Annotated in this window: 28 protein-coding genes; 15 read left to right on the plus strand and 13 right to left on the minus strand. The window is 57.7% G+C overall.

The window, feature by feature from the left end; all coding sequences use genetic code 11:
* Window positions 1-268: hypothetical protein (locus PGS25_RS10495; protein ID WP_270418607.1), on the plus strand; the 268-nt coding region annotated here is incomplete at its 5' end.
* Window positions 265-987, plus strand: a complete 723-nt coding sequence (locus PGS25_RS10500) for a peptidoglycan recognition protein family protein (protein WP_270418608.1) — start codon at window positions 265-267, stop codon at window positions 985-987. The genes PGS25_RS10495 and PGS25_RS10500, both read left to right, overlap by 4 nt.
* 41 nt (window positions 988-1,028) lie before the next feature.
* Here PGS25_RS10500 and PGS25_RS10505 read toward each other — a convergent pair whose 3' ends face one another.
* From PGS25_RS10505 to PGS25_RS10515, 3 genes are read right to left on the minus strand one after another with little or no spacing between them, the layout of a single operon-like run.
* Window positions 1,029-2,396 (minus strand): MATE family efflux transporter, encoded by a 1,368-nt coding sequence (locus tag PGS25_RS10505; protein ID WP_270418609.1) that lies wholly within the window; start codon window positions 2,394-2,396, stop codon window positions 1,029-1,031.
* Window positions 2,397-2,405: 9 nt separating this feature from the next.
* A complete protein-coding gene (gene pepV, locus PGS25_RS10510; RefSeq protein ID WP_270418610.1) occupies window positions 2,406-3,770 on the minus strand; it encodes a dipeptidase PepV in 1,365 nt (454 codons plus the stop codon).
* Between the two features lie 26 nt (window positions 3,771-3,796).
* A complete protein-coding gene (locus tag PGS25_RS10515) occupies window positions 3,797-4,465 on the minus strand; it encodes a Crp/Fnr family transcriptional regulator (RefSeq protein ID WP_110437327.1) in 669 nt (222 codons plus the stop codon).
* Between the two features lie 905 nt (window positions 4,466-5,370).
* Here PGS25_RS10515 and PGS25_RS10520 point away from each other — a divergent pair.
* The 6 genes from PGS25_RS10520 to PGS25_RS10545 all read left to right on the plus strand — a co-directional run bounded on the left by PGS25_RS10520 (window position 5,371) and on the right by PGS25_RS10545 (window position 9,405).
* Window positions 5,371-6,066, plus strand: coding sequence for a 4Fe-4S binding protein (locus PGS25_RS10520; protein ID WP_118285109.1), 696 nt, complete (start codon window positions 5,371-5,373; stop codon window positions 6,064-6,066).
* 257 nt (window positions 6,067-6,323) lie between these two features.
* Entirely contained in the window at window positions 6,324-7,346 is a 1,023-nt protein-coding gene (locus tag PGS25_RS10525; RefSeq protein ID WP_188885664.1) for a LacI family DNA-binding transcriptional regulator, read from the plus strand.
* Window positions 7,347-7,354: 8 nt separating this feature from the next.
* Window positions 7,355-8,128, plus strand: coding sequence for an alpha/beta hydrolase (locus PGS25_RS10530; RefSeq protein WP_270418611.1), 774 nt, complete (start codon window positions 7,355-7,357; stop codon window positions 8,126-8,128).
* 2 nt (window positions 8,129-8,130) lie between these two features.
* Window positions 8,131-8,625 carry a GNAT family N-acetyltransferase gene (locus PGS25_RS10535; protein WP_116704791.1) on the plus strand — a complete coding sequence of 165 codons (495 nt, stop codon included), beginning with the start codon at window positions 8,131-8,133 and terminating at the stop codon, window positions 8,623-8,625.
* A gap of 136 nt (window positions 8,626-8,761) precedes the next feature.
* Window positions 8,762-9,064, plus strand: coding sequence for a DUF2089 family protein (locus tag PGS25_RS10540; protein ID WP_270418612.1), 303 nt, complete (start codon window positions 8,762-8,764; stop codon window positions 9,062-9,064).
* Window positions 9,064-9,405, plus strand: a complete 342-nt coding sequence (locus PGS25_RS10545; protein WP_270418613.1) for a hypothetical protein — start codon at window positions 9,064-9,066, stop codon at window positions 9,403-9,405. The genes PGS25_RS10540 and PGS25_RS10545 overlap by 1 nt, the downstream gene beginning before the upstream one ends.
* A gap of 890 nt (window positions 9,406-10,295) precedes the next feature.
* On the opposite strand, the gene PGS25_RS10550 is transcribed toward PGS25_RS10545, so the two are convergent.
* The 6 genes from PGS25_RS10550 to PGS25_RS10575 all read right to left on the minus strand — a co-directional run bounded on the left by PGS25_RS10550 (window position 10,296) and on the right by PGS25_RS10575 (window position 13,953).
* Complete coding sequence (locus tag PGS25_RS10550) at window positions 10,296-10,838, minus strand: nitroreductase family protein (protein ID WP_270418614.1); 543 nt, start codon at window positions 10,836-10,838, stop codon at window positions 10,296-10,298.
* A gap of 65 nt (window positions 10,839-10,903) precedes the next feature.
* Window positions 10,904-11,305: a secondary thiamine-phosphate synthase enzyme YjbQ gene (locus PGS25_RS10555; protein WP_270418615.1), complete on the minus strand. Its 402-nt coding sequence runs from the start codon at window positions 11,303-11,305 to the stop codon at window positions 10,904-10,906.
* 2 nt (window positions 11,306-11,307) lie between these two features.
* The gene (locus PGS25_RS10560) at window positions 11,308-11,877 is read right to left on the minus strand and encodes a hydrolase (protein ID WP_110437317.1); all 570 of its coding nucleotides are present in this window, start codon (window positions 11,875-11,877) and stop codon (window positions 11,308-11,310) included.
* Window positions 11,867-13,201 (minus strand): CCA tRNA nucleotidyltransferase, encoded by a 1,335-nt coding sequence (locus PGS25_RS10565; protein WP_270418616.1) that lies wholly within the window; start codon window positions 13,199-13,201, stop codon window positions 11,867-11,869. The genes PGS25_RS10560 and PGS25_RS10565 overlap by 11 nt, the downstream gene beginning before the upstream one ends.
* Complete coding sequence (locus tag PGS25_RS10570) at window positions 13,201-13,407, minus strand: DUF896 domain-containing protein (protein WP_116704796.1); 207 nt, start codon at window positions 13,405-13,407, stop codon at window positions 13,201-13,203. The genes PGS25_RS10565 and PGS25_RS10570 overlap by 1 nt, the downstream gene beginning before the upstream one ends.
* Window positions 13,408-13,470: 63 nt before the next feature.
* On the minus strand, window positions 13,471-13,953 hold the full coding sequence (locus PGS25_RS10575; RefSeq protein WP_270418617.1) for a hypothetical protein: 483 nt from the start codon (window positions 13,951-13,953) through the stop codon (window positions 13,471-13,473).
* A 142-nt stretch (window positions 13,954-14,095) separates the two neighbouring features.
* Here PGS25_RS10575 and PGS25_RS10580 point away from each other — a divergent pair, with 142 nt between their 5' ends.
* The 3 genes from PGS25_RS10580 (at window position 14,096) to PGS25_RS10590 (ending at window position 16,635) form a co-directional block, all read left to right on the plus strand.
* Entirely contained in the window at window positions 14,096-15,364 is a 1,269-nt protein-coding gene (locus PGS25_RS10580) for an O-acetylhomoserine aminocarboxypropyltransferase/cysteine synthase family protein (protein ID WP_195386709.1), read from the plus strand.
* 194 nt (window positions 15,365-15,558) lie between these two features.
* The gene (locus PGS25_RS10585) at window positions 15,559-16,014 is read left to right on the plus strand and encodes a GNAT family N-acetyltransferase (protein WP_118647224.1); all 456 of its coding nucleotides are present in this window, start codon (window positions 15,559-15,561) and stop codon (window positions 16,012-16,014) included.
* A gap of 105 nt (window positions 16,015-16,119) precedes the next feature.
* Window positions 16,120-16,635, plus strand: coding sequence for an HD domain-containing protein (locus PGS25_RS10590; RefSeq protein ID WP_110437311.1), 516 nt, complete (start codon window positions 16,120-16,122; stop codon window positions 16,633-16,635).
* A gap of 44 nt (window positions 16,636-16,679) precedes the next feature.
* Here the strand turns inward: PGS25_RS10590 and PGS25_RS10595 are convergent, their stop codons facing one another.
* Both PGS25_RS10595 and PGS25_RS10600 read right to left on the minus strand, forming a co-directional pair.
* Complete coding sequence (locus PGS25_RS10595) at window positions 16,680-17,675, minus strand: hypothetical protein (RefSeq protein WP_270418620.1); 996 nt, start codon at window positions 17,673-17,675, stop codon at window positions 16,680-16,682.
* The gene (locus PGS25_RS10600) at window positions 17,662-18,156 is read right to left on the minus strand and encodes an RNA polymerase sigma factor (protein WP_270418622.1); all 495 of its coding nucleotides are present in this window, start codon (window positions 18,154-18,156) and stop codon (window positions 17,662-17,664) included. Before PGS25_RS10600 ends, PGS25_RS10595 begins: the two co-directional genes overlap by 14 nt.
* 226 nt (window positions 18,157-18,382) lie before the next feature.
* On the opposite strand from PGS25_RS10600, the gene PGS25_RS10605 reads away from it, so the two are divergent.
* Window positions 18,383-19,480: a stalk domain-containing protein gene (locus PGS25_RS10605; protein ID WP_270418623.1), complete on the plus strand. Its 1,098-nt coding sequence runs from the start codon at window positions 18,383-18,385 to the stop codon at window positions 19,478-19,480.
* Window positions 19,481-19,527: 47 nt separating this feature from the next.
* On the opposite strand, the gene PGS25_RS10610 is transcribed toward PGS25_RS10605, so the two are convergent.
* Window positions 19,528-20,106: a hypothetical protein gene (locus PGS25_RS10610; protein ID WP_270418625.1), complete on the minus strand. Its 579-nt coding sequence runs from the start codon at window positions 20,104-20,106 to the stop codon at window positions 19,528-19,530.
* A gap of 234 nt (window positions 20,107-20,340) precedes the next feature.
* On the opposite strand from PGS25_RS10610, the gene rlmB reads away from it, so the two are divergent.
* Both rlmB and PGS25_RS10620 read left to right on the plus strand, forming a co-directional pair.
* Entirely contained in the window at window positions 20,341-21,114 is a 774-nt protein-coding gene (gene rlmB, locus PGS25_RS10615) for a 23S rRNA (guanosine(2251)-2'-O)-methyltransferase RlmB (protein WP_110437307.1), read from the plus strand.
* A gap of 13 nt (window positions 21,115-21,127) precedes the next feature.
* Window positions 21,128-23,341, plus strand: coding sequence for a hypothetical protein (locus tag PGS25_RS10620; protein ID WP_270418627.1), 2,214 nt, complete (start codon window positions 21,128-21,130; stop codon window positions 23,339-23,341).
* A 1,058-nt stretch (window positions 23,342-24,399) separates the two neighbouring features.
* On the opposite strand, the gene PGS25_RS10625 is transcribed toward PGS25_RS10620, so the two are convergent.
* Window positions 24,400-25,281 carry a helix-turn-helix transcriptional regulator gene (locus PGS25_RS10625; RefSeq protein ID WP_270418629.1) on the minus strand — a complete coding sequence of 294 codons (882 nt, stop codon included), beginning with the start codon at window positions 25,279-25,281 and terminating at the stop codon, window positions 24,400-24,402.
* Between the two features lie 369 nt (window positions 25,282-25,650).
* Here PGS25_RS10625 and PGS25_RS10630 point away from each other — a divergent pair, with 369 nt between their 5' ends.
* Entirely contained in the window at window positions 25,651-26,457 is an 807-nt protein-coding gene (locus PGS25_RS10630; protein ID WP_270418630.1) for a 5-deoxy-glucuronate isomerase, read from the plus strand.
* Window positions 26,458-26,460: the final 3 nt, after the last annotated feature.

The raw sequence follows: 26,460 nt of genomic DNA on the forward strand, positions 1-26,460 counted from the left end.
CCGCCGTCCGCAGACGGCGAATCCCCTCGCTGAGGTTCAGCAAAAAAAACTGCCGCCCGTCAGGGGCGAACCCGCTGACGCAGTTCGAGTACCCCAGTCAGCCGGTGCTGAAAAAACCTGCCGCCTGGAAAGGGCGAACCCGCTTACGCAGTTCGAGTGCCCTACACGATCGGTGCAGAAAAATTTCTCGAAAATTTTCAAAAAGTTGACCATTCACGGTCAATTTTCGCCTCCATCCGGCATAGGGTTGAAGGAGGTGACGCAATGATGAACATTGCATTCAAACAGGCGCACAGCGGCAACTACCGCCGAGCCGCACGCGGAAAGGAGGATATCCGCTATCTGGTGATTCACTTTACGGCGAACGACGGCGATACCGCGAAAAACAACGCGGATTACTTCGCTCGGGCGGAGATTTCGACCTCAGCGCACTATTTTGTGGACGAAAACGAGGTCTGGCAGTCGGTCCGCGACGCGGATATTGCATGGCACTGCGGCACGCGCGGCACCTATTTTCATCCGTACTGCCGCAACGCGAACAGCATCGGCATTGAGCTGTGCAGCCGCAAAAACGGCGAGAAATTCTACTTTATGCCCGAGACCGTGCGCCGAGCACAGACGCTTGTGCGAGGTTTGATGACAAAGTACGGTATTCCAATCGAAAATGTTGTGCGCCACTACGATGTTACGCACAAAAACTGTCCTGCGCCGTTCGTCGAGAGCGCATCCGCGTGGACAGCATTCAAGCAGGGGTTACAGAAAAAGGAGGAACCTGACATGACCGAAGCCGAGGTAAAGAAGATCATCGAGAGCACCCGCAGGACGTACAACAGCGTTTCCGCCGTTCCCGCGTGGGCGAAGCCGACTGTCGAGAAGCTGACGCGCAAGGGCTGGTTGCTTGGCGATGAGCACGGAAAACTCGACCTGACCGAAGAGCTGCTCCGCACGCTGGTTATCAACGACCGCGCCGGAATCTACGGCGAATAGGTGCAAAAGAGGCTGTAAGTATCTCTTACAGCCTCTTTTTGTTACTTGGTGTTTTGATAGGTCAGACCCTTTTTTCGGATGATAAGCAGCTGGATATAGTACGATGCCGCAAGGAATACCGCTGCGAATGTCCACGCGGCCGCGTCCGTGTAGAACAGACCGCGCTCGCCGATGACCTTGGTCAGCAGCAGCGATGCACCCACACGACCTGCGAACTCGGTCAGACCGGAGAGCATGGGCGCGGTCGTAAAGCCCATGCCCTGCAGGGCCGAGCGGTAGGTGTGCAGCACATAGGCGGACAGCAAAAACGTGCTCATGACGACCAGATAATCGTACGCGACCGACAGCGCCTCGGCGGCGTTGGCGGCATCCGCGGAGATGAACAGCGCGACAACGTGACGGCCGAACAGGATCATGCCCGCCGCCAGCAGCGCGGAAAAGCTGAGCGCCAGCACAAGCGTCGAGCGGACACCCATCCGCACGCGGTCAAGCCGGTTTGCGCCCCAGTTCTGGCCGGTGTAGGTCGAGGCGGCGTAGCCGAACGCGGACGCGGAGCAGTCCATCAGGCCGTGCAGCTTGTTGGTCGCGGTGAAGCCCGCGAGGAACACAAAGCCGCAGGTGTTGATAACCGCCTGCATGATGATGCCGCTGATGACGATGACGAAATGCTGCAGCGCGAGCGGCAGACCAAGGTGGCACAGCCGCCGGATCACACTGCCGTTCGGCTGCCAGTCCGGCTTTTCGACGGACACATCCGGGATTTTCCGCAGCGCAATGACGCAGTACGCGAATGCAAACAGCTGCGCGAGCAGTGTCGCGGCGGCAGCGCCCGGAATGCCCCAGCCGAAGCGGATAACGAACAGCAGGTCGAGCACAATGTTCAGACATCCGGCAGTAAACATGGCAATAAGCGGACTTTTGCCGTCTCCGAGTGCGCGGAGAATCGCCGCTGCCATGTTGTACGCCATCGTGATGAGCGTGCCCGCATACATCATGGTTAAATAAATGTGCGCGCCGTCATAGATGTTCTCGGGCGTGTCCAGCAGGTGCAGCAGCCAGCCTGCCGAGGACACGAACACCACGGTCAGCAGGATGCCGACTGCCGCGCACAGCAGCACGGACATGGTGATGGCCTTGCGCAGTCCCTTCTTATCGTTCGAGCCGAAGGTCTGCGACACGAGCACGGAAAAGCCCTGCGTCATGGCCTGCACGGTCCACAGCACCAGCCAGTACAGCCAGTCGGTCGCGCCGAGTGCGGCCAGTGCCTCCACACCGACACCGCGCCCGACGATGGACGCGTCTGCGACTGTGTACAGCTGCTGACCGACATTTGTCAAAATCAGCGGTACGGCCAGTCCGAGAATAAGTTTTGTCGGACGGCCGACCGTCATATTTGTTTCTCTGCTCATACAATCTCCTTACTTTGACAGTTCGTACATTGCCGCCGCGATGATTTCCGCGTTCTGCAGCACGCGCTCGATCTCCATGTACTCGTCCGGCTTGTGCTCGCGCACCTCATCGCCGGGGAAGATCGGGCCAAATGCGACAAGGTTCGGCATGGACTTGGCATAGGTGCCGCCGCCGATGCTCTTCAGCTCCGCCTTCTCGCCGGTCTGCTCCTCATATACCTTGGACAGTCTGCGGATGAGTTCGCTTTCGGGCGGCATGTAAATGGCCGCCGCGTGCGTCATTTCGGTTTCGGTAAAGCCGCCGAGCGTGAAGCCGCGCGACAGACGCGGGTACACGCGCTCGTATTTCAGGGTGACCGGGTAGCGCACCGAGAAAACGAGCGACAGCGTTTCCTGCTCAAAGTTTGCCACGCCGAGGTTGAGCGTCAGCGGGCCGGACAGCTCATCGCGCATGGCGAGACCGAGGGACTCACCGTGTACCTCCATGCCGATGCGCTCTGCCACAAATGCCATGCAGTCGCCAAGCTCGCCGGTCAGCGGCAGCTGATTGAGTGCCTGCGCCAGCCGTCCGATGGCATTTTCGCCCTGCTCCGGGGTCGAGCCGTGAACGGCAATGCCCTCGGCTTCCACGCGGATGCCGCCCTCGATCGGCGTGGCGGTTACCTTGTCCGCCGAGATTTTGGCAGCCGCGTCCGCCGGACATTTCAGCTCCGCCGCCGCATACGCGGGCGAGATGTTGGAGGCTGCGCCGCCCTCGAACTTTGTCAGGCGGTATTCGCCGGTCTGGTGCAGCTTTCGGCTGTAAGTGCCGTTGAGAATGCCCTTTTCGCCGTTGATGATCGGGTATTCGCCGTCCGGCGTGAAGCCGTACACCGGCAGCTCACCGCCATGCGAAACGTACCACGACATATCGCCGCAGCCGGTTTCCTCGTTGGTGCCGAACAGCAGACGAATGCGCTTGGAGGGGGCAAATCCGGCATCCTTGAGCGCCGCCAGCGCGTAGATGGCCGCCACCATCGGGCCCTTGTCGTCCATCGTGCCGCGTCCGTAAATACGGCCGTTTTTGATCTCGCCGGAAAACGGCTCAGTCTCGGTCCAGCCGTCACCGGCGGGCACAACGTCCAGATGACCGAGCACAGCCACCATTTCCTCGCCCTCGCCGTACTCGCACCAGCCGACACGGTCGTCCATATTGCCGGTCCGGAAGCCCAGCTTTTCGCAGAGCGCAAGTGTTTCGTGCAGCGCACGGGCAGGCTCACGGCCGAACGGCGCATGCTCCTCCGGCACGCCTTCTACGCTCGGGATGCGCACGAGCGCGGCAAGACTCTCCAGCAGTTCGTCCGCATGTGCGCGGATATAGGGTTTGCAGTTCATAACAAAAACCTCCTTAACAGGGTGGATTATTCATCAGATTGGGAATGGTTGAGCACAAAATGGCTCTTTTTGTATGCGATAAGTCCGTCGCGCTGCATGCGGCTCAGCTCGGCGGACAGCGCACTGCGGTCCACGCCGAGGTAGTCGGCCAGCTGCTGGCGGTCGAACGGAATGTCGAACGTGTCCGAGCCGTGCTGCACCGCCTGTGCGGACAGGTACGACAGCAGCTTGCCGCGCATGGATTTCGGACTTGTGTGGAAGATTTTTCGCGTCAAAAGCAGGTTTTTCTGCGCGGTGACGTCCAGAAGGTTGCGTAAAAGCACACTGTGCGCGCTGTCCTGCGCGGCAGAGGAGAGCAGTGTTTCGCTCGGCAGGAACAGCACCTCGGACGGCTCGTCTGCCACTGCGGAGACCATCATGGGCGTGCCGGGGACGCAGGCGTACGTTTCAGCGAATACCGAACCGGGCGTAATGTGATCGAGCAGCGTCTTGTGGCCCCATGCGTCGCAGCGCTCGATATTCACGCCGCCCGAGAGCAGAATGCACAGCGCATGCGCGGTATCGCCGACACGGTAAATCGGCTGAAATTTATCGAATTCACGCGTGCAGGCGTGCAGACGGCGTAAAAGCGGGGATAATTCTGCGGTTTCAATGCCGCGGAACAGACCGCAGCGCGCAAGAATGGACAGGTTCATATTTCCTCCTGTTTTGTTGTTGGGACAACATACTTTGCCTTCTCAGTATAGTAAGATATGAGCGTAAAGTCAAGCGGGACACACGAACCGCGCAGGCGGTTCGCCCTGACGGGGCGGCTCTTTTTCCTGCACCGGCTGACCGGGGCACACGAACTGCGTGAGCGTGTTCGCCCCTAACGGGCGGGAAGTTTTTCGCTGACCCTCAGCGGGGGATTCGCCGCCTGCGGGCGGCGGGAACGTCGCGGCGCCCGCCGCGCGGGGGCAAAAAGGAAGGACAACCTGCGGTTTTCCTTCCTCTTTGAACTCCTGCCTTTCCCTTGCTTCCTAATCTGGCGCAGATTGCCGACATGTGACCGCTCCGAAAAAGGAGAACGGCAGAGGATTTTTTCTCTGCTACGGACGAACTACCTTCGGAGTCCGTCCTCTTGAGCAACCTATTCGCAGGGGCAGATACCGTTCTGCTACACATGTAGTTTACTCTACGCAGGCGCGACATAACAGTGTCGCGCAACTCTTTGGCACGTTGTAACGCACGGCACCTGCGAGGATAAATTGCACCAAACGCTTAATTCGTAGGTGCTGTCCGCAAACTCCAGACTAACGAATTGCGCGGCACGGTTATGCCGCGCCTGCTGGAAGTAGCCGACCTGTGTAGCAGAACGGTATCTGACCCTGCGAACAGGTTGCGAAAGACACGGAAGAAAAAATCCTCTGCCGTTCCCTTATTTCGCAGCGGTCACATGTCGGCAATCTGCGCCAGACTCTCCAAGGGAAAAGGGGAGATTCACAAGAGGGTGGAAACCGCAGGTGTCTACCCTCTTGTGCCCCCGCCGGGTAGGCGGCCCCCGCTGGCCCCAGCGGAACCATCTCAAGACAAGAAACAGGATATATAAGGAGAAAACACTATGATTCGCAAAATTATCGAAATCGACAAAGAAAAATGCAACGGCTGCGGCCTGTGTGCCCACGCCTGCCACGAGGGCGCCATCGGCATGGTGGACGGCAAGGCCACTCTGCTCCGCGACGACTACTGCGACGGCCTCGGCAACTGCCTGCCGGTCTGCCCGACCGGCGCCATCTCGTTCGTCGAGCGCGAAGCCGCCGCTTATGACGAAGCCGCTGTGCAGGCCAATATGCAGGCAAAATCTCAGCCGCATACCGGATGCCCGGGCAGCATGGCGCGGAGCATTGAACACGCCCCGGTCAATCAGCCGGCCTCGTTCATTCCGATGCCGAGCCAGCTGCGCCAGTGGCCGGTGCAGATCAAGCTCGTGCCGGTGAATGCGCCTTATTTTGACGGCGCAAACCTGCTCATCGCGGCGGACTGCACCGCTTACGCGTACGCAAACTTCCATCAGGATTTTATCCGGGGGAAGGTAACGCTCGTCGGCTGTCCCAAGCTGGATGATGTGGATTACAGCGAGAAGCTGACCGAAATCCTCCGTCAGAACAACATCAAAAGCGTAACCGTTGTCCGCATGGAGGTGCCGTGCTGCGGCGGACTGGAATACGCCGTCCGCACCGCGCTGCAGAACTGCGGCAAGCTGCTGCCGTGGCAGGTGAAGACCATTTCCATCAAGGGCGAACTGCTGGACGACTGACCGATTTTACTGATTTGCATTTGCAATTTTCGTTCAAAACGTGTAAAATAAAAAGGTAACACCACATAATTGGACAAGAGTGATTTGTGAGTAAAGTTTGTGTTCTGACGCGGCACGGTTTCGCAGCAATACTTGATGTATTGCAAGAAATCGTAACAAAGTCAGAGCGCAAAATTTCCACAAAGCACCGCAGTCAAATTGTGTGGTGGTGCCTTTGGAATGACACCGCGCAACGCGGTATGTAGGAGCGAAAATTCATGGCAGTCACTTTGGCAGAGATCGCTGCGCTGGCGGGCGTTTCACGCGGCACGGTGGATCGGGCACTTAACGACAGAGGACGCGTCGATCCCAAGGTTGCGGCACGCGTGCGCCGCATTGCGGCAGAGCGAGGCTACCGCCCGAACCGTGCGGGACGCATGCTGGCACGCGCGAAAAATCCGATCAGGATTGGCGTGATCGTCCAGTCGGTCGAGACCATGTTCATGCACACGGTATTTGAGGAGATCGAACGCGCATCGGCGCACTTTACCACCACCGGCGCAGAGGTTCTCGTGCGGCCGCTTGAGGGCATCGATGCACAGCAGCAGCTGGACGTGATCGACGAGCTGCTCGAGGCAGGCGTGCAGGGCATCGCGCTTTCTCCGGCGGAGGACGAGCGGATACGCGCCCGTATTCAGGAGCTGTCCGGGCGCATGCCGGTCGTTACCTTCAACTCGGATCTGCCGGACTCGGGCCGCCTGTGCTATGTCGGCGTGGACAATTTTGCGTGCGGACGCATGAGCGCCGGTCTGATGGACCTGCTGCTCGCCGGTCACGGGGAAGTCCTGTTGGTTGCCGGTCAGGAAAACAACTGGTCACATCAGCAGCGCGTGGACGGCTTTCAGACCGAGGCTGCCGCAAATTTCCCCGGTTTGAGCCTGCTGCCGCCGCAGACCTGCGGGGACGATCAGCAGCTGGCGCATGATATTGTGTGCCGCGCCGTGAAGGAGCATCCGTCGCTGCGCGGTGTGTACGTTTCGGTAAACGGTCAGCTCGGCGCGTGCGACGCGCTGCGTGAACTGGGTTTACAGGGCAAGGTGCACCTGATCTGCCACGATTTGATTCCGGCAAATGCGGAGAATGTCCGCCGCGGACTTATCGACTTCCTGATCGATCAGGATGCCGCCCTGCAGGGGGCGCGTCCGATCGAGCTGCTCATGGACTATCTGCTGGCAGGCGAAAAGCCGGAGACCGACCGCATTCTTGCGTGCATTGATATCCGCAACCGCTACAACGTGTGAGGTGCGCGATGAAAGAGGTTTTGCGGCTCGATCACGGCGTTTTGACACATTTTCCGGCACCGGTCGGATGGAATAAGCCTGCGCTCATCCTGTGCCCGGGCGGCGGCTACGAATACTGCTCCATCCGGGAGGGTGCACCGGTCGCGCGTGCATTCGCGCGGGACGGCGTGGAAGCGTTCGTGCTCGAGTACGACTGCACGGAGGTGCCGCTTGGCGTGAAGCCGCTGCACACGCTGTCCGCGTCTGTCGCCTGGGTGAGAGAACATGCGGCACAGCTCGGCATCGCGGCAGACCGCATTGCGGTCGGCGGATTTTCGGCGGGCGCCCATCTGGCGGGACTGCTGGCGGCGACGTGGCACGACACAGACTGGTTTCCTGCGGGCACGGATCTGCAGGCGCACCGACCGAATGCGGCAGTGCTGTGCTATCCGGTGGTCTCGGCGGGAGTGTATGCGCATCGCGGCAGCTTTGTGCGTCTGGCAGGCGAAAATGCTGCGGAACAGCAGAGGTTTTCGCTCGAAACGCTGGTTTCCGCGCACATGCCGCGCACGTTTTTGTGGCACACCCTGACGGACGCGACCGTTCCGGTCGAGAACACACTGCTGCTCGAGGCGGCTTTGCGCCGAGAGAACATCAGCCACGAGCTGCACCTGTTCCCGCACGGCGTGCACGGACTCGCGCTCGCGGATTTGGAGACAGCCGATCCGATGAAAGGGCGCGTGCCCGACCGGCATATCAACCGCTGGCAGGCGCTCTGCGCGGAATGGGTGAAGGAGGAATAACAATGCAGATTCGACACACCCGGCCGGAGGATCTTCCGGCGATGCAGGAAATTTTTGCGGACGCGCGGGCATTTATGCGCGAAAACGGCAATCCCGATCAGTGGGGAGACAGATTCCCGACGCGGGAAATGCTGGACAAGGATCTTGCACTGCACCGCAGCTATGTCTGCGAGGACAACGGCAAAATCGCAGCGACCTTTGCGTTTACGACCGACGGCGAGCCGACCTATCGCGTCATTCGCGGCGGCGCCTGGCTGGACGATGCGCCGTACGGCGTTGTCCACCGTATCGCGGCGGCTAAGGGCACGCACGGCGCGGCTTCGTTCTGCATGAACTGGTGCATGGAGCAGTGCGGCAACATCCGCATCGACACGCACGCGAACAACAAGCCTATGCAGGGCCTGCTGAACAAGCTCGGCTATACCTATTGCGGTGTCATTGAGCTGGAAAACGGGCGCGGAGAGCGTCTGGCGTTCCAGAAACGAGTAGAAAAGTAAGTAAGAAACAGCAAACGGCATACCGGAGAGAATCTCCGGTGTGCCGTTTTTCATTTCCGAACTTTGATAAAATTAAAGATTGACTTTAATATAATTTAATATTATAATGAAGTTACAATGAAAGGAAGTGATAGCCGTGGCAATCGAGGTAATGCCGGAGTGGCTTGCATCGCTGGACGAGGAGGACGTGTCGTTCATCAAAAAATTCGTGCTGGCGTCGGGTTCGCTCAAGGAGGTCGCGGGCATTTACGGTGTGACCTACCCGACCGTGCGCCTGCGTCTGGACCGTCTGATACAGAAGATCAGGCTTGGCGAGCAGGCAGACGAGGAGCCGTATATCGCGCTCATCAAGCGTCTTGCGGTCAAGGACAAGCTGGATTTTGACACGGCGAAGCTGCTCATCGACGAGTACAAAAAGCTGAGAGAGGGGAACAAATAATGCTGATTGCAACCAAAACCATCATTATCGCGTGCGTGATTTTGCTGCTCGTGAGCGTGGGTGTCATCGCACTCGAGGTATATCTTTCCAGACGAGAGAGCAAAGTGCCGGGACTCGTTCTGCCGGGCATTCTATTTCTGGGCGAGCTATTCGTCTTGCCGAACGTAGTGGCAGTCGCGTTTTTCTGTGCGGAAACGCTTGCGGCGGGCTGTTTGAACGTCATCCTGCGCGTGTTCCTCACGCTGCTGCCGACTATCGTGCTGCTGGTGATCTACTTCCTCTGCCGCAGAGGGATGAACCGCAAAAAGCAGATCGAGAAGATGAATATTCAGGATTTGTGAGTTTTTCGCTTACTTTAAGCGAGGGGATTCGCCGTCTGCGGACGGCGGGGGATTTGCCGCGCCCCGCGGCGGGGAGTGCGCTGACGCCGCGCGGGCGTACAAGAGGGTAGACAACCTGCGGTTTTCCACCCTCTTGTAAATCTCCCCTTTTCCCTTGGAGAGTCTGGCGCAGATTGCCGACATGTGACCGCTGCGAAAATGGGGAACGGCAGTCGGGTTACCGTTGCGTGTCTTTCTCCACCTTTTCGCAGTTCACAGACAGCGTACTGCTACACATAAGATTAGCTCCACGCAGAGGGCGGCATGACAGTGCCGCCCAATTTTTTTGCGCGTTATACCGCCCGGCACCTGCGAATCTATCTATTAGATACAATTTATCTTCGTAGGTGCTGTCTGTAATCTCCAGACTAACGAGTTGCGCGACACGGGCATGTCGCGCCTGCGTAGACTTTCCGGTCTGTGTGGCAGTAATGTATCTGGTACTGCGAACAGGTTGAGAAAAACACGGAAGAAAAAATCCTCTGCCGTACCCCTTTTCGAAGCGGTCGCCGGTCTCTGGTTTGCGCCAGACTATCTAACAAGGGAAAGGTAGGAGTTCAAAGAGGAAGGAAAACCGCAGGTTGTCCTTCCTTTTTGCCCCCGCCGCGGGGCGCGGCACATTCCCGCCGTCCGCAGACGGCGAATCCCCCGCTGAGGTTCAGCAAAAGACTCCCCGCCCGTCAGGGGCGAACCCGCCTGCGGCAGTTCGCGTGCCCCGCGCAGCCGATGCAGAAAAGGAGCCGCCCGTCAGGGGCGAACCCGCCTGCGGCAGTTCGTGTGCCCTGGTCACCTTGTGCCGAGAAAAGAAAAGCACCGCAGAATTGCTTCCACGGTGCTCAAAGTATGCACTTTTACTCAAATCGCAGCAGCGTATCGACATCCTTACGCGCCGGCGCCTGCGGGTCCTGTGCCGGATGACCGAGCGCGATGAGCGCGGCCACTTCCTGACCCTCGGGGATTTCCACGACCTTGGCAACCTCGGCGGGATCGTAAATGCCCATGATGACCGTACCGAGACCGAGCGCATGCGCGGACAGGCAGAAGGTCTGCGCGGCAACGCCCGCGTCAAAGGACTGCCAGTGGGCAGCAAGCGGGGTGCTGAACGAGCCGTCGCGCTCGTAGCCCGAGCGACCCTTGATCATGGTCAGCACGACCAGTGCCGGTGCACCGTGCGTGGTCTTCTGGTTGAAGGCGAAGTCCAGCATGCAGTCGTCCGCCAGCTTGTCCTTCTTTTCCTTGTCGGTCACAACGATGTAGCGCGCGATCTGCGTATTCTTCCAGCTCGGCGCAAAGGCAGCAGCTTCAACGACCTGACGAACCTCGTCCTCGGTCACAGGCTGCTCGGTGAACTTGCGGATGCTTCGGCGGGTTTTGATACATTCCAGTGCTTCCATGAGAATATCTTCCTTTTTAGAGTATGTTTGACTTTATTATAGCAGAGCGGAAAAGCAAGTGCAAGTTAATTATCTGCCATCACCTTAATATAGTAGCGGCGATGGCGCGGACCATCGAACTCGCAGAAATACACGCCCTGCCAGATGCCGAGGATAGGCTTGCCGTCCTCGATGAGCACGGTCTGGCTCGGGCCGACATAGCTGCACTTGAGGTGCGCGGTCGAATTGCCCTCGGCATGCCGGAACTCGTGTCGGTCGGGAAACGCCTCGCGCAGACCGAGCAGCAGGTCGTGCTGCACATCCGGGTCAGCGTTTTCGTTGATGGTGATACCGGCGGTCGTATGCGGGCAGTACACCACGGCAAGGCCGCTCTGCACGCCGCTTTCGCGGATGACTTCACGCAATCTGGCGGTGATATTGTACATGCCCTCGTGATCGGTCGAGATGGAAAATTCTCTGGTTTTCATGCTCATTCTCCTCGGCTTTCGTGCAGATAGGTCGCTTCCAGATCGGAAAGGTGCAGCTTTACGGCAAGCGGGTACTTCTCGAACGCGTGCGCGAGTGCGAAGCTGCCGCCCTTGACCGACTCGTCAAAGCCACCCATGTGCCAGCGCACGGCGATGGCCTCCTCCGTGCGCAGCCGCATGAACCGCTCGATCAGGAACACGGATTTTTCGCCGTGACCATACGGAAACTGGTCGTCTACTGCGTAAACCGGCACCTTTTCCCACTCGCCGCGGTCGTTTTTGCGGTTGCGGAGCTCGGTCTTGTAGAAACCGGCCTTGCACAGATCGTGCAGGAGCGAAACGATGGTGTAGCTTTCCAGATCGTCGGTTTCGGGATTGAAATGCTTGGAGATCAGCACGTTGTACACGTTGAGTGAGTGGTCGAGCAGACCGCCCTCATACGCAGCGTGGAACCGCGTGGACGCGGGAGCCGTGAAGAAATCCGTGCCCTCGAGCCATGCAAGCAACTTTTCCGCGCCCGGACGATGGATGTTTTTGTTGTAGGTTTCGATGAAAATCTCTTTATTTGACATGTTGTTCCTCCATTCGGGTGCGGGCAAGCCGCAGAAGCATATCCCGTCGATTGTCGGTCTGACCGTCTATCACGGCATCCAGCAGGGCGTGCAGCATTTCACCGACCGGCCTGCCGCGCAGACCAAGCGCCTGTAAATCGGTTCCGTTTACGGCAAGCTGCCGCAGCGAGAAGCATTGCTCCTGCGCGAGTACGCGGTTCAGCAGCGCTTCGGTCTCAAACAGCTGCGCCACATAGTCGCGGCTGGTGCCCTGACCGACCGCATCGCCTTTTTTGATCGCCAGCAGGTCGCGGAACCGCGCCTCTCCGATGCGCGACAGGCTGCGCCGCACCAGCTTTTCGTTGTCGCCGAGCGGTGTGTCGTGCCGCTCGACCAGCAGGAGAATGCGCTCGGTGTCCTCGGTCGAAAACCGCAGGCGCGCAACAACGCGCTCCGCAATCTCTCGGCTGATCTTGGGATGTCCCCGGAAATGCCCGATGCCTTGCTCGTCCACGGTCTTGCAGGCCGGTTTGCCGCTGTCGTGCAGCAGCATCGCCCACCGGAGCACCGGCTCGTCCGGCACCTGACCGACCGCGCGTACGGTGTGCTCCCACACATCGTACAGGTGGTGCGGATTCTGCTGCTGACAGCCCAGCATGGGCGCCAGCTCGGGCAGGGCAGAGGTGATAAGGTCGGCGTAAGTCATCAGTGTGCGCTGCACATAGCGGCCGCACAGCAGACCGGTCAGCTCCTCGCGGATGCGCTCGGCGGCAATGCAGTGCAGGCGATGCACCTGCCGCCGCATGGCAGCGGCGGTTTCCGGCTCGATGGCGAATCCCAGCTTGGACGCGAACCGCAGTCCGCGCAGGATGCGCAGCGCGTCCTCCTGAAATCGGGTGTCTGCATCACCGACCGCGCGCAGAACGCCGTATTTGAGGTCGGTTTGCCCGCCGAACGGGTCGCACAGACCGCGTTCCGGGTGCCACGCCATCGCACCGACCGTAAAATCCCGGCGTGCCAAATCCTCACGGATGTCGGTGACAAAGCGCACGCCGTCCGGATGCCGTCCGTCCGAGTAGCCGCCCTCCGTGCGGTAGGTGGTAATCTCGAGCGGGCCGCCGTCCGTGAGTACGGTCAGCGTGCCGTGCCTGAGTCCGGTGGTGAGCACACGCGCGTCCGCGAACACAGCCTGCATCTCCGCCGGAGAGGCGGACGTACACAAGTCCCAGTCGTGCGGTTCGACTCCGCGCAGGCTGTCGCGCACGCAGCCGCCGACCACCCACGCCTCAAATCCGGCACGCTCTAATTGCCGGATGGCGTGCGCCGCGTGTTCGGGCAGCTGCATCACTTTTTGTCCTGCTTCAGCTTGTACGAGCTGCCGTCCGGATTGATAACCACCGTGTTGTCCAGCTGTGCCTTCAGGCTCTTGCGGAAATCGGCAACGTACTCCGCGCGGAGCTCCTGCTGCTCCTTCTTCTCTGCGTCGGTCAGTCCTTCGGTCTTGGCTTTTTTGGCAAGTGCGTTGATGCGTGCAATTTTTTCGTCAGTCATATTGCAAAATCTCCTTGATTATCCTTATGCTATCTTTATATTATATCAAATTTCTATCCAGAATTAAAGTCTTTTGCGTACCCGCAGCAGGCGTTTCCGGTTATACCGCTGAATCCATGCGAACGGCAGGTTCGCCAGCTGAATCGCAAGCGCAATGACCGCATACCGGATGAGCCACGCCGTCCGGTCGGCGCTCAGCAGACAAAAAACGAGCGATACCCAGCCGAGCACGCCGATCACATAATGAATCACCTCCGCACGGCAGGTGATGAACAGAAAACGGTCGAGGTATGCCGTATCCCGCCCGGATTTGAGGTGCCGCTTGTCAAATTCGGGATTAAACTGCGGCAGCCGGTCCTTCCATTTCGGCAGACCGATCTTGCGGAAAAACCGCATTTCCCAATCGGAAACCGTGAAAAAGCGCCGGTTTGGGTCGAACCACCGTGTCTGCACGTCCTTCGGCAGAGCGCAGAATACGCCAGCCGTACCGAAATGCAGTCCGACCCAGAACGCTGTATTCAGCAGAGTAATGAGCAGATCCTTCATGCGGTTTGCCTCCCTTCGTACTGCCTCTATCATACCATGATATCGCCGTTTGTTCAACCGAACTGCCTTGACCGACAGGCTTCTGCATGCTACAATGAATGGAGATTCTTCTGTGTTAAATCATAGTAAAGAGGTAGTTTATATGAAAATCGAAACAAAATGCCTGCATGAAGGCTACAAGCCGGAAAACGGCGGTCCGGGCGTCATGCCGATCGTGCAGTCCACCACTTACCGCTTTGACTCGACCGCAAAGATCGCGTCCCTGTTCGATATGCCGACAGAGTGCATCTATTCGCGCTTTGCCAACCCGACCTGCGACGCGGTAGAGAAGAAAATCGCGTCCCTCGAGGGCGGCGTCGGCGCGATGCTGACTTCCTCGGGTCAGGCGGCATCCCTGCTGTCCATCCTCAATCTGTGCTCGGCAGGCGACAGCTTCATCGCGGCTTCCACCATCTACGGCGGCACGATCAACCTGTTCGGCGTAACGCTCAAAAAGCTCGGCATCGAGTGCATCTGGGCGGACGCAGAGGCGAGCGAGGAGGAAGTGCAGAAGCTGTTCAAGCCCAACACCAAGGCGGTGTTCGGTGAGACGCTGGCCAATCCTGCTCTGACCGTGTTCGACATTGAAAAGTGGGCGAACATCGCGCACAAGAACAACGTGCCGCTCATCGTGGACAACACGTTTGCAACGCCGGTGCTGTGCCGGCCGATCGAATGGGGTGCGGATATTGTCATCCACTCCACCACCAAGTACATGGACGGCCATGCCGTACAGGGCGGCGGCGTGATCGTGGACGGCGGCAAGTTTGACTGGGCGGCATCGGGCAAGTTCCCGGATTTCACCGAGCCGGACGAAAGCTACCACGGCGTAGTCTACACCCGCGAGTTCGGCGCGATGGCATACATCATCAAGGCGCGTATGCAGCTGATGCGTGACTTCGGCTGCTATCCGGCGGCGCACTCGGCGTTCCTGCTCAACCTCGGTCTGGAGACCCTTCCGGTGCGTATGCGCCAGTACTGCGAGAACGCGCTGACCGTTGCCAAGTTCCTCGAGTCGAGCGACAAGATCGCATCCGTTCGCTATCCGGCACTGCCGGGCAACGAGCACTACGAGCGTGCACAGAAGTACCTGCCGATGGGCACCTCCGGCGTTATGTCCATCGACATCAAGGGCGGCCGCGCTCCAGCGATGAAGTTCATGGACAGCCTCAAGCTGGCGTGCAATGAGGTTCACGTTGCCGACATCCGCACCTGCGTGCTGCATCCGGCGTCCGAAACCCACCGTCAGCTGACCGATGAGCAGCTGGTTGCCGCAGGCATTGAGCCGGGCATGGTGCGTATTTCGGTCGGTCTGGAGAATGTTGAGGACATTATCGCTGACCTCAAGCAGGCACTCGACACCCTCGATTAAGACGATTTCATCGTCTTAATCGAAGAGAACGTACCGAACACGTTCGGATACGTCCCATACGAACATCGGCGCGTCGCACGGCGGCACACCGATGTTCTTTCTTGTATAAAAAGTCAGGCGCATGTCCTGACTTTTTATGAATTTCTGCGAAATTCTATTAAATGCGCGCTACGCGCAAAAAGAAAGGTTAAACTATGCGTATTCGTTCTATTGAAGCCGCTGACCGCGAATTCTTTATCGACCGCTGCCATGCGTTCTACAAAACGCCTGCCTGCGACCACGAAATCCCGCAGCAGAACGCCGAACGCACGTTTGAGCTGCTCCTGCACGGCACGCCGTATGCGGACTGCCTGATTGCCGAGGACGAGAACGGACAGCCGTGCGCGTACTGTCTGCTGGCGCTCACCTGGTCGAACGAGGCGGGCGGTCTGTGCGTCTGGCTGGAGGAGATCATGGTGGATGACGAGCAGCGCGGCAAGGGCATCGGCAGCAGGATTATTGCCGCGGTGCACGAAAAGTACAACACAGCCGCGCGGTATCGTCTGGAGGTAACGGAAAGCAACGTGCGGGCAAGTGCCCTCTATCACATGCTCGGCTTTGAGGATTTGGAGTACAGGCAGATGATACTGGACACGCCGCCGCTCGGCTAAGCAGATTGTTGGTATTTTTGTCACAAACTTGTTACAAATTACCTCTTGATTTTGTGCACTAAGCGCACTATAATAAAGACATCAAAAGGAAGGAAGGTGGATCCGATGGACAGTGAAATCCAGCAGTACGCGGGAGATATCCTTGCACATCCGCGTTTTCAGCAGCTTCGCACGTTCTGTCACCACGGACTGGACAACTCTGTGTATGACCATTCCGTTGCGGTAGCGGAAGCAGCCTGTCAGATCGCCCGCCTGATGCGTCTGTCGGAGAGTGAAACGACCTCGGTTGTCCGTGCCGCGCTACTGCATGACTTTTTCGGCTATGACTGGCACGGCGAGCGCTTCCGCCGTTATCTGAGCCATTTTTCCGGCGTGCACCGCATTGCCCACATGCACGGGTTCATTCACGGCCACATCGCAGCCGACCGCGCCAAGCATACCTTCGGTCTGTCCGAGCGGGAGTGCGAAGCCATTGCACGGCATATGTTTCCGTTGGCGGCCATGCCGCGCACGCGAATCGCGTGGATCGTCACCGTGGCGGATAAGGCCGTGGCGTCCAAGGAAATGACCGCCGCTGTCGGCGGTTACGTCTCGCACGCGTACCATAAAATTTTCGCATAAAAAGCACCCGATCTCCATTGTGTCTGTTGGAGATCGGGTTTTTGTTATTCGTAGATGGAGTTGATAGTGGATTTCATTTCGTCAACAGATATGGGAGCAGATATAAGTACCTCATAATCGTCCATCATCGCAGCAGCATTCAACCGCTGTAAGTTGTGCATAATATACCATGTTGTATTTTCTTTGGTATATTCAATGACAGGTCGATCATCTTTTTCAATCGTATCACCGGTTGTGTCGGTGATTTTTAAGATTTGAATAAACATTTTAGAATCACCATTGTCATAATCCGCACGCACATCATAAGCACCGAGCATGTGGTCATTTGTAACCTTGATACGAGTTTGTTTATATCCATCGGGAAGCCGAGATGGTGCCATTGGATAGTTTATCTGCAATGCCGTTAAAGTTTCTTTTAATGATACATTTTCGACTTCAAACCATTCTATTGTATGTGAACCATCCCAAGAAGAAGTACCTTTTTGCAATCCTATATCGGATGAATCGGTATCGGGTAAATCTGCATATTCCGGAAGTGCTTCACCTTGTTCGATTGGCGTTTGTGTTTCCGCTGAATCTGCTGCGGCAGAAGTATCATTTTCGGGCAACGCAGTATAGGTGGTATGGTCATAGTCGGGCATGTCTGTACGGTCATCGTGTGAACCATCTGGATAATAAATGATTTTTCCATCTTCTGACGTAGCAAAATCATCATGGTAAAAGCCGAATGTTTCCGCACCCCACATCGCCGCATAGTCGAACGGATTGTGTCCGGTAGCCAGTGCAAACACGGTTCCTGCGGCGAAAACAGCCGCCGCGACAACAAAAATGCGGTAGCACAGCCGCCGTCCGCGGTGCGGCTTGACGAAAAATTCCCTATGGTCGGCCTTGAACTTTTTGAGTGACGCTTCTGTGTCGATTTCCGGCGCGTCCGTCTGCGTCTGCAAATACTGCTCGAGCGCAGGCAGAGCCGCATCACCGTTTTCGCAAACCTCGTCCATCAGCCGGAACAGCTCGTCAATCTGCTTAGAATCCTGCATTGTCGTCACTCCTTTCCATAAGTTCGGCGCAGTGCCGCCGTGCGCGGCTGTACTGGCTGCGGCAGGCGGTCTCGGAAATGCCGAGTTTTTCCGAAATGGTGGAATAGTCCATGTCCTCAGCGAGCCGCAGGGTCAGAATGCGCTGTTCGGATTCGGATAAGCCCTTTGGCAGCATGCCGGAAAACGGTATCAGCTCGGGTTCGGCGGTACGCAGAATGCTTTCCTCAAGCGGCGCGGCCGCGTGTCTGCACTGTGCGCGGTATTCGCTGATGGCGTTGTTTTTCAGCACACGGAACAGCCACTTGACCGGCTGCTCGTGCTCCATCACGCTGCTTATCTTTGCCAGCAGGATGAGAAAGGTGTCGGCCACAATGTCCTCGGCAATATCGCGGCTGCCGACAATGGGCAGAACGGTCTGCACCATCATCCTGTAATACTTTGTATATGATTCCTCGAAAAAGAGGATTTGCTCCTGTGTCAATTTGGTTCCCCCTCGGGTTGGAAATGATACCATTCAATTATACAACGCCTGAGCGGGATTTTCTGTGGCAAATTTTTTGAAAAAAATCCTTAGCGGTTTGTTGTCACAAAACGGCGCTCCCAGTCGTTATAATGGTATCAGGAAAATGGATTGACAGAATATGATTTTTGTTGTATACCATAGGTATGGATAGAAAAACTGTATTTTATTATGTGGAGGGGCAATTATGACTAAGTTCAAGAAAATCGTAAGCGGCACACTCGCGGGCTGCCTGATGGCGTCCGCACTGATGATGAGCGCAGGCGCAGCAAATGTGCAGACCACCGTGATTTCCAAGGCGGGGGTGCAGGCTGCAGCGCAGACTGCGGCACAGGTTCGCACCGCCGTAAAAATCAATCCGCAGAGCGCGGACATCTATGCAGAGGGCATTCCGGCTGCCTTCCCGAGCGAGGACGGCAAGACGGTTTACACGGCGCTGAGCTACAACGGCTCGACCTACATGCCGCTGCGCACGGTTGGCCGCTGGATGGGCAAAAATATCTCGTGGGACAGTGCATCGCGCACGGTGTTCCTGTCCGGCACCACGGAAAAGTCCTATCCGTGTGCGGATGACGATGCGTATCACAAGGAAGGCGTAAAATATGTCGGTGCGACCGGCACGGCTACGCTCGATAAGGGCGTGAAGGTGCTCGTGGACGGCAAACAGCAGACCTTCAAAAACCAGAAGGGCGAGACGATTTATCCGCTCTTCTACGCAAACTCCATCTATCTGCCGCTGCGCAACATCGGTGAATTGACCGGCATGGACGTAACGTGGTACAGCGCCAAGGCAGAGAATGACGTGAACGCCATCTTCCTGCGCATGCCGCTTTCGGACAGCAAGCGCGCCGAAATGGAAGCCTACGCGACGAACCTCATGAAGCAGCTGCTCGATATGCGAACGGATACGCAAAAGTTCAAGAATTGCGATTCTGCGGTGAAAAACGGCAGCTATACCGACTATGTGATTACCGATAAGGCGGCTGCTATGGCGGCGCTGGATTCCATCAAGCGCAAGGCGCAGACCATCCGCAGCGGCATGACCGAGCAGGTCAATCCGATTCGCTACTACAACAGCAGCCTGATGAACGAACTGGATTTCCTCATCAATAACGCGAATACCGTAATGGACCGCGTGAAGAACGGTCGGGTTGTGGTCGGCAGCAGCAATCCGGATACGAGCGTAGTGGATCAGACCGCTGTCATGTTCGGCGCGGATGATACCATGCTCGACTGCGAACGTATGGTTCGCATGCTACGGCAGAATATGGATAGACTGTTTTAACAGGCAAACAAAAGAAGTTGAGACAAAATCTCAGCTTCTTTTTCATGTTATCCGCCGCAGACCGAGCAGGCGGTGTAACCCTGCCGCTTGGCTTCGGAAAGCGACATTGGAATCTGGCTTTTCTTCAAATACCGGCAGCCGGAGCTGTGATATTTAGAGCCGGTGTTCGTGATGTAAACCGTCTCGCTTTGGTCGTCCGAGCTGCTGTAAGCCGCCGGGACGGACGCAGAACTGCCGCCGCTCGATGAACTGCCCGAACTCGAGCCGGACGAGGAACCGCTCGATGCACCTGCTTTGAGCGTATCCACCTGATTCTGTAAATCCGTTTTCTGGCTCGTGAGCGTGTTCACCTGACTTTGCAGGCCGTTCTTCTCCTCGGTGAGTGAAGCCACCTGCGCTTTCAAACCGTCAATGGCCGGCTGGGATTCGTCCACCTGCGCCTGCAGGTCGGAGACCGAGCCTTCCAGATGGCTTACCTGCGACTGCAGGGAAGCGGTCTCGTTCATCTGCTCCGCCAGATGATTATAATAGGTGTACGATGCACCGCCTAAAATGCAGTTCAGCAGCAGAGAAGCCGCGATTACAAGTGTTTTCAGCGTGTTTTTGTCAAATTTTTTGCCATCCATGGATGTCCTCACTCCTTTCAGTCCGGTTTCATTGTATCGCCTAAAATCTGACTGTGTAAATGCGGCAGAGCGAATTGTCGATATCTGTCGAAGTTATGGCAGCACTTTTGCGGCGATGTTTGTATAATTTTCGTGTCTAACATTGAAAAACGGTCGGGAAGTGTGTATAATGAAACTAACTGAAAGTATCTGAGGATATGCAAAGTTATTTCTCATTTTGGAGCGTAAAAATTTATGGCATATGAAAAAAACAGACGCCGTCCTCCGGTTGAGGATGACGGCACGCTGATCGAGGGACGCAACGCCGTCCTCGAAACGCTGCGCGCAGGCCGTGCAGTGGATAAGGTGTTTGTGGCCGAAGGCGCACACATCGGTGATGTGGCGGCAGAAGCGCGCAGGCATCGCGTTCCGGTCGTCACCTGCGACCGGCGCAAGCTGGACGGCATGAGCCCGACCGGCAACCATCAGGGCGTTATCGCACAGGCGGCGGCACAGGAGTACGTCTCGCTCGACGATATTTTCCGCGTCGCCGAGGAGCGCAGTGAGGTGCCGCTCATCGTTGTCTGCGACGGCATCGAGGACCCGCATAATCTGGGTGCCATCATCCGTTCGGCAGAGACCGCAGGCGCACACGGCGTTATCATCCCGAAGCGCAGAGCTGTCGGTCTGACCGCGGCTGTCGCTCGTTCGGCGGCGGGCGCACTCGCGTATGTCGGCGTACACAAGGCAAACAACCTTGCGTCCACGCTCGATGAACTCAAGGAACGCGGTGTATGGCTGTTCGGTGCAGAGGCTGACGGTACGGTCGGCCTATATGACGCACCGTTTGATCGCCCAACCGCCATCATCATTGGCTCGGAAGGACAGGGCCTCAGCCGCCTGACCCGCGACAAGTGCGACTACATCGTCAGCATCCCGATGAGAGGCCGTGTCAACTCGCTGAACGCATCCAACGCAGCGGCTGTGCTGCTGTTTGAGGCGCTTCGCCGACGCACGCAGGGCAATTAAGGGGGAAGTGAACATGGATAGAAAAGACGATATGGATCTGGAATCGCTGAAAAATATGCTCAGCGACGTACCGGATACCGATGAATTTGATCTGGATTCCATCATCGCCGAGGTGTCCGGTCAGGCGCCTGCAAAGGCGGCAGAGCCAATGCCTAAGGCAGCGGCAGAGCCGGAAAAGCCGGTCGAGCCGCAGCCCGCACCGGCGGCAGAGACCAAGGCAGAGGAGCCAAAGACGGCTCCCAGAAATAAGAAGGATAAAACGGCAAAGAAGGCCGCAGAGACCGCAGCCGCCGCCGAACACGAGTCTGTTGAAGAAGTGCGCGAAGCGCGCATCGCGGCGCGCGAGCAGAAAATGGCAGAGCGCGAGCGCAGGACCGTGCAGAAGATCGCCGAGCGGCAGGCACGCCGCGAGGCCAAGCTGGCAGAAAAGGAAGCCGCCGAGCAGGCTGCCGAGCAGCAGGAGATCGTGGAAGAAGCCGCCGCCGAGGAAGCAAGCCGCAAGGCGAGCATCTCGCGCAAGCAGGCAAGAGCGGCACGCATTGCTGCCGATCAGGCTGAGGAAGAGGAGGACATCAAGCTGGTCGATCCGGAGGCGGCTATGCACGCGGCACGCCGCCGTTCGGGCATTCTGTCGTTCCGGTCGCTGCTGGTGCTGCTCCTTGCCGCAGCTGCCGCGTATCTCAGCTTTGCACCGAGCTTTGAGGCACTGCCGCTTCCGGTCGTGCTCGATATTCTGCAGAACCCGACCATCGGCATCGGCGCACTGGCTGCCCTGCAGATCCTGGCGCTGCTGATCGGTATTGACGTGTTCGGCAACGGCTTTTCCTCGCTGCTGCATGGCCGTCCGGCACGCGGCACGCTCGTGTCGTTCGCGGCGCTGGCATCGCTGCTGCACTGTGCCTCTCTGCTGGTATTTCCGGATCAGGGCGGCGTCGCCGTACCGTACACGGCGGTTTCCATCCTTCTGCTTTACGCCGAAATGCGTGAGGCACGCGGCCGCAGTCTGGCGCAGGCGCGTTCCTATCGTGCTGTCTGCGAGGCAGAGCAGCCGCTGGCGGTTTACAGCCATTACGACAGCGAGATTGACGCATGTAACGCCGTCAAGTGCCCGCTGTACGACGCAAGCTCGTTCCTGACCGAGATCGAGCGACCGGACACGGTTGACCGCTTCTCGCTCATCTACACGCCGATCGCACTGGCGCTGGCAATCATCCTGTCGCTGGTCGCTTCGTTTAACTGCGGCGAGCCGGTGCGCTTCTTCTGGGCGTTCTCGGCGATCCTGTCGGTGTCTGCTCCGATCGGTCTGCTGTGCGCGTTCGGCGCAAGCTACAAGAACACCGCAAGCCGCCTGCTGCGCTCGGGTGCAGCCATTGCGGGTGCGCGTCAGGCCAACCTGCTGCGCGGCACAGAGAAGGTCATGCTGCTCGAGAACGATCTGTTCCCGACCGGCTCGATCGAGCTTGAGGCCATCGACAATCTGGGCCGTATCACGGACGAGCAGATTCTCGGCTGTGCAGCCGCGCTGACCGAATCCGCCGGTCTGGAGCTGGGCCGCGTGCTGACCGATACCACGAAGGAGCGCTTTGGCATCACCTTTACCGCGCGTGACGTGCATCTGGTCGAGGGCGGTGTAACCGGCGCTGTCGGTACCAGCCGCATCGTGCTCGGCACGGCAGCGCTCATGGTCAAGATGGGCATTCCGATCGAATCCGGCCATAAGGGTCAGATCAATATGTATCTGGTTGTGGATAACGCGCTCGCAGGCGTGCTGACCATGCGCTACCAGACTACCAAGAATACCTATAAGGCGATGCGCCTCATGCGCCGCATGCACATGAATGCGGTCCTCGCCGTCCGTGATTTCAATATCTCCCCGGCGATGATCGAGGAGGAGTTTGACCTTCGACGCGGCTTTGCCGACCAGCCGGACCCGGCAGGCGTGGATCGTCTGCTGAATCCGAATTACGCCAAGGGCGATGCACCGGCAGCTATCCTCACCCGCGAGGGTGCCGGTCCGTTCATGCAGGTGCTCCGCGGCGCGGATAAGCTGGCGGGCGCCGTCCGCTCGGCGCTGACGCTCGGCACGTTCGCCGGCCTGCTCGGTATGCTGATCGTGTTCTACCTGCTGTACCAGAACGCCGCAGACGCGCTTCCGGTGATGAATATCCTGCTGTATCAGCTTATTTGGTACATTCCGGTGTTTATTATCACCCAGCAGACGAGATAAGACATAGAAAAACCTCCGTATGGTTCGTACGGAGGTTTTTTTGCGTTTTCTGGCAGTGATTAGGCGGGGGACGCAAACTGCGTCAGCGGGTTTGCCCTGTCCGGGCGGCAGCCTTTCTGCATCGGTTGAGCGGGGCACTCGAACTGCGTAAGCGTGTTCGCCCTATCCGGGCGGAGAGTTTTCCGCTGAACCTCAGCGAGGGGATTAGCCGCGCCCCGCGGCGGGGCAAGAGGGTAGACACCAAGGTTTCTACCCTCTTAACTCCCACTTCCTTTTATTTCTTAGCCTGGCGCAGATTGCCGACATGTGACCGCTGCGAAAATAGGGGAACGGCAGAGGATTTTTTCTTCCGTAGGGGAGCACAGTGTGCTCCCATGTCCCGACATATTCGCAGCGTCAGATAAATTACTGCTACACAGACCGGAAAGTCTTCGCAGGCGCGGCATAGCAGTGCCGCGCAACTCGTTAGCGCGTTATGATAGACAGCACCTGCGAGGATAAATTGTACCAAACACCTAAATTCGCAGGTGCCTTCCGGTATAACGCGCAAAAAAATTGCGCGACACTGTTATGTCGCGCCTGCTTAGATGAACCCATATGTGTAGCAGTAATGTATCTGACCCTGCGAACAGGTTGCGAAAGATACGGTAGAAAAAATCCTCTGCCGTACTCCTTTTCGGAGCGGTCACACATAGGAAATTTGCGCCAGATTAGGAAGCAAGGGAAAGGTAGGAGTCCAAAGAGGAAGGAAAACCGCAGGTTGTCCTTCCTTTTTGCCCCCGCGGCGGGCGCCGCGATGCTCCCGCCGTCCGCAGACGGCGAATCCCTGCTGAGGTTCAGCGAAAAACTCCCCGCCCGGAAAGGGCGAACCCGCTAACGCAGTTCGCGTGCCCCGCTCAGCCGGTGCAGAGAAAGGAGCCGCCCTGTCAGGGCGAACACGCTGACGCAGTTCGAGCACCCCGGTCAGCCGGTGCAGAAAAGGAGCCGCCCCGTTAGGGCGAACACGCTGACGCAGTTCGAGCACCCCGGTCAGCCGGTGCAGAAAACAAATCTCGTGTTTAAGTTAAACTGTTTTTTCGATAATGCGACGGCGAAACGCCATACACAAGCCGAAACCGCTTGATAAAGTAGCTGAAATTATCAAATCCGACGCGAAACCCGACCTCCATGACCGGCAGATCGGTCTCACGGAGCAGACGCGCCGCCTGCTCGATCCGCAGGGAATTGATATGCTGGGTGAATGTTCTTCCGAAATTATCCCGGAAAAAGGTGCTGAAATACTGCGGCGACAATCCAAACTCCGCTGCAACCGCCGGCAGCGAGAGCGGTTCGGTGAAATGCTCACCGAGGTAGCCGACGATCTCCTTCAGCTGCTGCGCCTTGTAGTCCGCGCCCGGGCGCATTTGATGTCCGATGAGTCTGTCGTACTGCGCGCACACGGCCACAATGCCGAGCAGCGCGGCTTTCACGGCCAGCTGACAGCCGGGCGCCTGCACTTGCCACGCGCGCACGATCTGTGCGAGCAGCGCACGGATTTCACTCTGCCCGGGCTCACCGGCGCGGATGCAGGTGTCGAACCGCAGCCGTCCCTCCGCGAGCGGCGCGAGCAGCGCGAATTCGCTCTGGTCGGCACGCGAAAACTGCAGGAAATCCGCAGCAAATACGAACGAGCGGAACTGATTCTCCCGTCCGGCGGCACGAATTTCGTGCAATTCCTCACCGGCGGCGAAGAACACATCGCCGTGCGTGCCCTCATAGGTGTGGTCGGCGATGGTGAGCGAAACGTGGCCCGCGTCCACCGTGATGATTTCCAGCTCCGGGTGCCAGTGATAGGGGATGAAATCGCTGTCATCGGCCTCACTGCCGTCCAGCGCGGGGTAGATCTGAAACGGAAACGCAAGTGTGCCGTGCTCTTTTTTTTCTCGGCGGGCTGCATCCATGGCGAAAATCCTTTCTTGTGCACACGCTGCGTGCATACCTTAAAATCGTGTTATTACTGCTGAAGAAATTGCAAGCAATCCTTTGAATATCTGCTATAATTATAGATGAAAAAGGAAGGGAAGGCAAGAGTGCGACATAAACCAATCGTATTTTTGTTGTATCATTTGCGAGAAAATCCGCTTGGATTTTTGTGCTGAATGCCAAAGCCTTTCCGCACCGCGCCGAATCCGTTCAATGAGTGGTTGAAACTGGCTGTTATGGCGTGGTATAATGATAATAGATAGGCTGTTTTACACAGCTGAATCTGCGTGATCGGGTGGGATATACCGGTCACCGCACCAAAAAATTATTTTTTGGAGGGAATTCCTATGTACATGGATAAGCAGGTCAAGCGCGGATACAACGAGTACATCCGTCTTGACGAAGGCATCGGCAAGGATGCCATGATGGACGTTGCTCTCCTCGTGATGGAAGACGGCGACACCTGGAGCTGCGAGGAGCCTGAGAAGGAAGTTGCAGCACTGGTATTCGACGGCAAGTGCACCATCAAGTGGGAGAATGAGTCCTACGACGTAGACCGTCCGAATCCGTTCGATTACAACCCGTCCTGCCTGCACGTTTGCAAGGGCGTAAAGTTCGAGATCATCGCACACGGTCCGTGCAACATCTACATCCAGAAGACTTTGAACGAAAAGACCTTCCCAAGCAAGATGTACAAGCCGGAAGACACCGATACCTGGGCACGCGGCAACAAGGGCGAGCTGATGGGCTGCATCAAGCGCGATGTACGCACCTGCTTCGACCTTGACAACGCACCGTACTCCAACATGGTCCTGGGCGAAGTTGTCAACCTGCCGGGCAAGTGGTCCTCTTACCCGCCGCATCATCATCCGCAGCCGGAGTGCTACTTCTACCGCTTCGACAAGCCGATGGGCTTCGGCGCAGGCTGGGGCAACGGCGAGATCTACGAAACGCATCACAACGGTCTGGCTATCATCACCGACAAGATGCACTCTCAGGTAACCGCACCGGGTTACTCCTGCTGCTACGCATGGGGCATCCGTCATCTGCCGGACGACCCGTGGGACAAGACCCGCATCGACGACGAGGAGCACCTGTGGCTGCTTGAGGACGATGCCAACGATCATATCTGGCACTGCCCGAGCGGCAACTGATTG

The sequence above is a fragment of the Butyricicoccus sp. AM78-15b2TA genome (assembly GCF_027665985.1).
GTDB classification, from domain to species: Bacteria; Bacillota; Clostridia; order Oscillospirales; family Butyricicoccaceae; genus Agathobaculum; species Agathobaculum butyriciproducens.